General features: G+C 32.8%; 5 protein-coding genes. 1 reads left to right on the top strand and 4 read right to left on the bottom strand.

Features of this window, described 5'->3' with window-relative positions:
* The 4 genes from yihA to AC5M21_RS15640 form a co-directional block, all read right to left on the bottom strand.
* The coding region (yihA, locus tag AC5M21_RS15655) for a ribosome biogenesis GTP-binding protein YihA/YsxC (protein WP_493531527.1) at positions 1-252 on the bottom strand (252 nt) is incomplete at its 3' end.
* A gap of 263 nt (positions 253-515) precedes the next feature.
* Positions 516-2,840, bottom strand: coding sequence for an endopeptidase La (gene lon / locus AC5M21_RS15650; protein WP_008789752.1), 2,325 nt, complete (start codon positions 2,838-2,840; stop codon positions 516-518).
* A gap of 95 nt (positions 2,841-2,935) precedes the next feature.
* Positions 2,936-4,216 (bottom strand): trigger factor, encoded by a 1,281-nt coding sequence (tig, locus tag AC5M21_RS15645; protein WP_008789753.1) that lies wholly within the window; start codon positions 4,214-4,216, stop codon positions 2,936-2,938.
* Between the two features lie 64 nt (positions 4,217-4,280).
* Complete coding sequence (locus AC5M21_RS15640; RefSeq protein WP_008789754.1) at positions 4,281-5,204, bottom strand: hypothetical protein; 924 nt, start codon at positions 5,202-5,204, stop codon at positions 4,281-4,283.
* A 176-nt stretch (positions 5,205-5,380) separates the two neighbouring features.
* Here AC5M21_RS15640 and ald point away from each other — a divergent pair, with 176 nt between their 5' ends.
* On the top strand, positions 5,381-6,490 hold the full coding sequence (gene ald / locus AC5M21_RS15635) for an alanine dehydrogenase (protein WP_008789755.1): 1,110 nt from the start codon (positions 5,381-5,383) through the stop codon (positions 6,488-6,490).
* The last annotated feature ends 77 nt before the right edge of the window (positions 6,491-6,567 follow it).

Genomic DNA, 6,567 nt, shown 5'->3' with positions numbered 1-6,567 from the left:
TTTAGCATATCCATATCCTGGCACATCTACCAGTCTCAGTTCATCATTAATATTAAAAAAATTAAGTGTTCTAGTTTTCCCAGGTGTCCCAGAGACTTTTGCAAGCTTACTATGATTCGTAATCGTGTTAATAAAACTTGATTTCCCAACATTACTACGACCAGCTAAGCAAATCTCAGGCAAATCATTTTCTGGCCATTGTGACTTCCATGCTGCACATAGCATAAATTGAGCTTTATGAATTTTATACATTGTTTTCCTCCATTCTATTATTTCCTATTTCTGTTTTCTTATTCATCTTAACATAATTCAAACAAAATAACTATGAGAAAAGATATCTGTGATTCTTAAATTCTTCTTAGAAATATAAATCTTAATACTTCAGCCTGATTATGTTAAACATACGTCTTTCTAAAGAAAATATATATTTCAATAATCCATGACTCATTCTCAGTCCATATGATCAAACAATTATTCGACATATAAAAAGGGACATAATCATGCCCCCCCTTTATTTATTTTATTAATGCATGTTCTAAAACTGTATCAATATGGTCAGCCAAAACAATATCTAAATCAGCCTGTACTGATTTTGGAATATCATCAATATCCTTGGCATTATCTTTAGGAATAATAATCTTGCGAATACCACTACGATGTGCAGAAATAGATTTTTCTTTCAAGCCACCAATTGGCAAGACTTGCCCACGCAAAGTAATTTCACCTGTCATGGCAACATCATCTCTCACTGGACGATTACTGAATGCTGATAAAATTGCTGTTGTTAAGCTGACTCCAGCACTTGGTCCATCTTTTTTGACTGCTCCTTCTGGAACATGTATATGAATATCTTCTTTATCAAAAGCAATATTCTGCAAACCGTATTTTTCACGATTGGCTTTCATATAGTCAAGCGCAATAGAAGCAGACTCTTTCATAACATCACCTAATTGACCAGTAATAATAAACTTACCACTTCCATTAAAATGATTGACTTCAATTGGTAAAATATCTCCACCATATTGTGTATATGCCATTCCTGTAACAACACCAATTTGCGGTTTATCCAATTTCTTAGTATGCTCAAAAGGTGCTTTTCCTAAATAATCTTCTAAATCACTGACTTGGACTGTTAACTCTAAATCACCTTGTTTTAAAATCTTTAAGACTGATTTACGACAAATCTGAGCAACCAATCTTTCCAATTGTCTAACCCCTGCTTCTCTTGTATAATGACGAATCACATACATCATTGTCTCATCAGGAATATGCAATTGTCCTTCTTTTAAACCATGCAATTCTCTTTCCTTCTTTAGTAAGTGACGTTTTGCAATTTCTAATTTTTCCTGTTCAGTATATGAAGAAATTTCAATAATTTCTAAACGATCACGTAATGGTTCTGGAATACTTCCTAAATCATTTGCAGTTGCAATAAAGAGAACTTTTGATAAATCATATGGTTCTTCTAAATAATTATCTGAGAAGAACTGATTTTGTTCTGGGTCAAGTACCTCCAACATTGCACTTGTTGGGTCCCCTTTATAATCACTAGACATCTTATCGATTTCATCTAATAAGAAAACTGGATTAATAACTCCGGCTTTTTTCATACTTTGTATAATTCTACCAGGCATTGATCCTAAATAAGTTCTACGATGCCCTCTGATTTCAGCTTCATCTTTGACTCCACCTAATGATGCTTTCACAAATTTTCTACCTAGCGCTCTAGCTATAGACTTAGAAATAGATGTTTTCCCCACACCTGGTGGTCCAACCAGACAGATAATAGGAGCATTTAAAGATTGTGTCATTTGTTTAACAGCTAAATGTTCTACAATTCTTTCTTTTGGTTTTTCTAATCCAAAATGATCTTCATTTAAGACTTTCTCAACTTCATTGATATCCTGAACATCTTCAGTTTCCTGATACCAAGGTGTTTTCATAACCCAATCAATATAAGACCTTACAACATTAGCTTCTGATGAAGCAGATGGCATCATATCATAACGTCTTAACTCTTCTTCGATCTTTTCTTTAATATAGTCTGGATATGGATGATTATTTAATTCTTCACGAATAGCATCTGCATCATCCTCTTTATTAGGAGTATCTCCTAACTCTTCCTTAATAGCTCTTAATTTTTCTCTTAAATAATACTCTTTTTGATTTTCATCAATACTTTCTTTGACTTTTAAATTAATCTTTTCTTCTAATTCATTAATAACCTTTTCTTCTTCCATACTTCCTAAAACAAGAAGCAAACGCTTATTAATATCACATTCAGCTAAGATTTTCTGTTTTGTTTGTAATTCTACATTGATATATTGACCAATTGTATCTGCCAATGCACTTGCACTCATCCCTTGTGAAAGATTTGAAAAAACTTCACGTGGGAACATTTGTAGATTTTTATTCATTGACTGCATTTGTTCACTCACCTTGCGAACCAATGCAATTTCTTCAGTTTTTTCACCTTCAATATCTTCAAGATATCTTGTCTTTGCAAATAAACATCCATCTTTTTCGTCAAGATTTAAAATTTCTACTCTTTTTTGACCTTCAACAGTCAACTTGATTGTTCCATGATTATCTCTTTTAATTCTTCTTTTCACTTTACATAAAGTCCCAAAGTGATAAACATGTTCAAAATCTGTATTTTCATCAAGTGGATTGATTTGAGAAATAAAGACGATATTTTCATCAAATTCATTCACACCTTTTTCAATAGCTTTTAGACTAAAATCTCTTCCAACATCTAAAGAAATTTCATGGTTAGGAAAAACAATCATTCCTCTTGTACAAATGACAGGTAAATCAACTACAATATCTAATTCTTCCATAATTCATTACCTCCTTTTCATTCGACATCATTATATATAATAATATCACCTTTGTCTAATCAAATGACTTAACAAAACAAGACGCATCAAGCGTCTTATTTCACGTTATCTTTGATTAGTTGAACTGCTTTACGAGTTGCTAAATCTGATTTGATTTGTCCCATTTGAGCTTCAAAAATTGTTTTGACTTCATCAAATTCTCGACCATAATAAGTCGCAATTTCTTTGATCTCATCATCAACTTCTTCATCAGAAATCTCAATATTCTCAGCTTTAGCAATTTCAGCTAAAATCAAATTAAATTTTACACGTTTTTCAGCTTGTTCGCTCATTTCTGCTTTCATATCTTCCATTGTTTTTCCAGTTAACTGCTGGAACAGTTCCATATTCAAACCTTGTTGTGATAAATTTTGTTCAACTTCTCTTAACATTGTTTGTGTCTCTGTTTCAATCATTGCTTCTGGAACTTCTAATGGAGTGTTTTCAATAACCGCGTTAAAGATATCATCACTAAATTTAGATTCTACTTCTGTTTGTTTTTTATTCTTGATTTGTTCTTTTGTATAAGTTTCCAAATCAGCTAATGTTTCAATACCATCAATATTAACATCTTTTGCTAATTCATCATCAATATCAGGTAAAACTTTTGTTTTAATTTCATGTACTTTCACTTTGAAGACAGCTTCTTGACCAGCTAATTCAGCTGATTGATATTCTTCTGGGAAAGTCACATGAATTTCTTTTTCTTCCCCTACTTTCATACCAACAACTTGTTCTTCAAAACCAGGAATAAATGACCCTGATCCAATTTCTAATGAATGATTTTCAGCTTTTCCACCTTCAAATGCAACACCATCTTTAAAACCTTCAAAGTCAATGACTGCAGTATCACCATTTTCTACAGTTCCCTCTTCTTTAATGACTAATTCAGCAAATTGATTTTGGTAGTTAGCTAATTCAGCTTCAATTTCCTTCTTAGTTACTTTAACAGTTCCTTTTTTCACTTCTAATCCTTTATATTGTCCTAAAGTCACTTCAGGTGCAACAGGAGCTGTGACTGTTACTTTTAAAACATCTTCTGTTAATTCATCAATTTGAACTTGAGGTTGACCAACAGGTTGAATATTGTTATCTAGTAAGATAGCAGCATAACTTTTCTTTAAAACAACATCTGTTGCTTCTTCTAAGATTGCAGCTTTCCCAACTCTAGATTTCACCATTTTCATTGGAGCTTTTCCTTGTCTAAATCCATCAATTTTTACATTTTTAGCTAATTTTTCTAATGCCTTTTCTTGAGCATTTTTCCATTCTTCAGTTGTGAAAGTCACTTTCACTTCCATCATACATTTTTCTAGTTTGTTACAAACTGTTTCCATTTATACTTCCTCCATTATTTCAACATGCATATTATACATGAATCATTATAAGAATGCAACCATTTTAACACTCTATTTGTTTGAGTGCTAAAATTTGCTGTTCAATCTCAAATTTATCACAATAATACATCACTTCTAAATCATCCAAGTCAATATCCATAGACTGCAAAGTTGCGACATAATAATGAATTGCTGCTGCTAAAACATGACAATCTTCTTCATATATATCTTGTGGATATAACGCATATAAAGTATATTCAAGATATTCAACACATTGCTCAAAGAGTGATGGGTTTTCATCTTCAATACCGTTTTGTAAATATTTTAAAGTTTCAGCATACTGAGTTTGTTCAAGAACTAATGCCATATAACTTGGATTGATATCATAATATCTACCAAATTTTTCAACCTGTATATCTTCATCTATTTGTTGGTCAATCATAATTTCGATCAGTAATGTTTTAGCAAAAAAATGATTCTGAGGATTCATCAAATAATCTTGAATAACGGGAATAATCATGCGAACATTTAATTGTTGTAATTGATCTAGTGCCATATATAACAAATCTTCATTACATTCCTTGTTTTTTAAGACCTGTGAAATTTCTTCAATTGAGAAAATTTGGTTTTTCGATTCAACTTCATAGTTTGCTTCTTGTTTATCTAACAGAACTTCATCATACGCAGTATTAAATAAAGTTTCATATTGATAAGGAATATAAGGCATAGATAACTCTTCAATCAAAATATTAATAGCTTCTTCAAACTCACCCAATTCTTTTAATGTTGTCACATACATAGAAACAACATCATAATAAGTTTCTTTAGCATTTGCTTTTGCCCATGCCCCTTCTGTTTTAGCTTGTTGATATTCTCCCATTCCTACCAAACACACCAATCTTAAATATCTTACACTTTCATCATCCATATCTTCTAGCATCGTTAAAGCCTGTTGATAGTCTCCACATTGAATTAGTTCCTCAATCATCTTTTAACCTCCTTGACTTGCAATAGACATTCTATCAAAGTTATTTCTTTTCATCAACCAAAACTACAAATATTTTCAACGAAATTCAATAGATAACCACTATACCTATCCAAAATAAATTTACTTTATCTGTAAGTTCATGTTATAATGTGGCAATAGAAACGGAGTGTGAAAATATGATTATTGGAATTCCAAAAGAAATCAAAAACAATGAAAATCGTGTCTCATTAACACCAGCAGGTGTTCTTTCATTAGTCAAATTAGGGCATACTGTCCTTATTGAGGAAAATGCTGGTTTAGGTAGTGGTTTTTCAAATGAAGAGTATCAAACAGTTGGTGGAACTGTTTGTCATAGAGAAGAAGTATTCAAATCAGCCAACCTGATTGTCAAAGTCAAAGAATACTTAGAGAGTGAATATCAATATTTACGTGAAGATCAGATGGTCTTTACGTATCTGCATATTGCAAGTAATGAACCTTTTGCAGAAGCGTTAATGAAATCAAAAACAACTGCAATTGCCTATGAAACAGTTATTGGCAAAAACAACAGTCTTCCACTCTTAACACCAATGAGTGAAGTTGCTGGACGTATGTCAGTTCAAGTTGGTGCAAATTTATTGCAAAAAACAAATGGTGGAAGTGGCTTGCTTCTTGGTGGTGTTCCAGGAGTTATGCCAGCAGATGTTGTTATTATTGGTGGTGGTACTGTTGGCTTCAATGCTGCCCGTATTGCTAGCGGTCTAGGGGCCAGAGTTCATGTTTTTGATGTCGATGCCCAACGAATGGCTTATATTGATGATATCAGCAATGGAACAATTCATACTATATACAGCAATGAATATAATGTTCGAAACGCTCTTCAAACAGCTGATCTTGTTATTGGTGCGGTTTTAATCCCTGGCGCTCGTGCCCCTAAGATTGTAACGGAAGATATGGTTAAAGAAATGAAAGAAGGTAGTGTCATTGTCGATGTTGCAATCGATCAAGGTGGATGTATAGAAACTTGTGATCATACAACAACGCATGACCAACCAACTTTCACAAAACATGGAGTCCTTCATTATTCAGTTGCTAATATGCCTGGAGCAGTTCCAAGAACATCTACAATCGCTTTATCGAATGCAACTTTACCATATATTATAAAATTAGCTGAATATGGTTTAGATGCCCTTAAACAAGATGAAGGTTTCTTATTAGGACTTAATACCTACAAAGGACTTTACACTTGTCAGGCAGTTGCCGAAGCTTTAGATAAACCTTATACAAATCCAAAAGATTTATTCTAAATCATAACCACGCCTAAAAGACGTGGTATGTACAGACCCTATAAGGGTCTTTTGTTGCGGAGGTCTTCACCTATCGA

It is taken from the genome of Coprobacillus sp., assembly GCF_984815275.1.
This window is presented reverse-complemented; position numbering and strand designations above follow the sequence as displayed.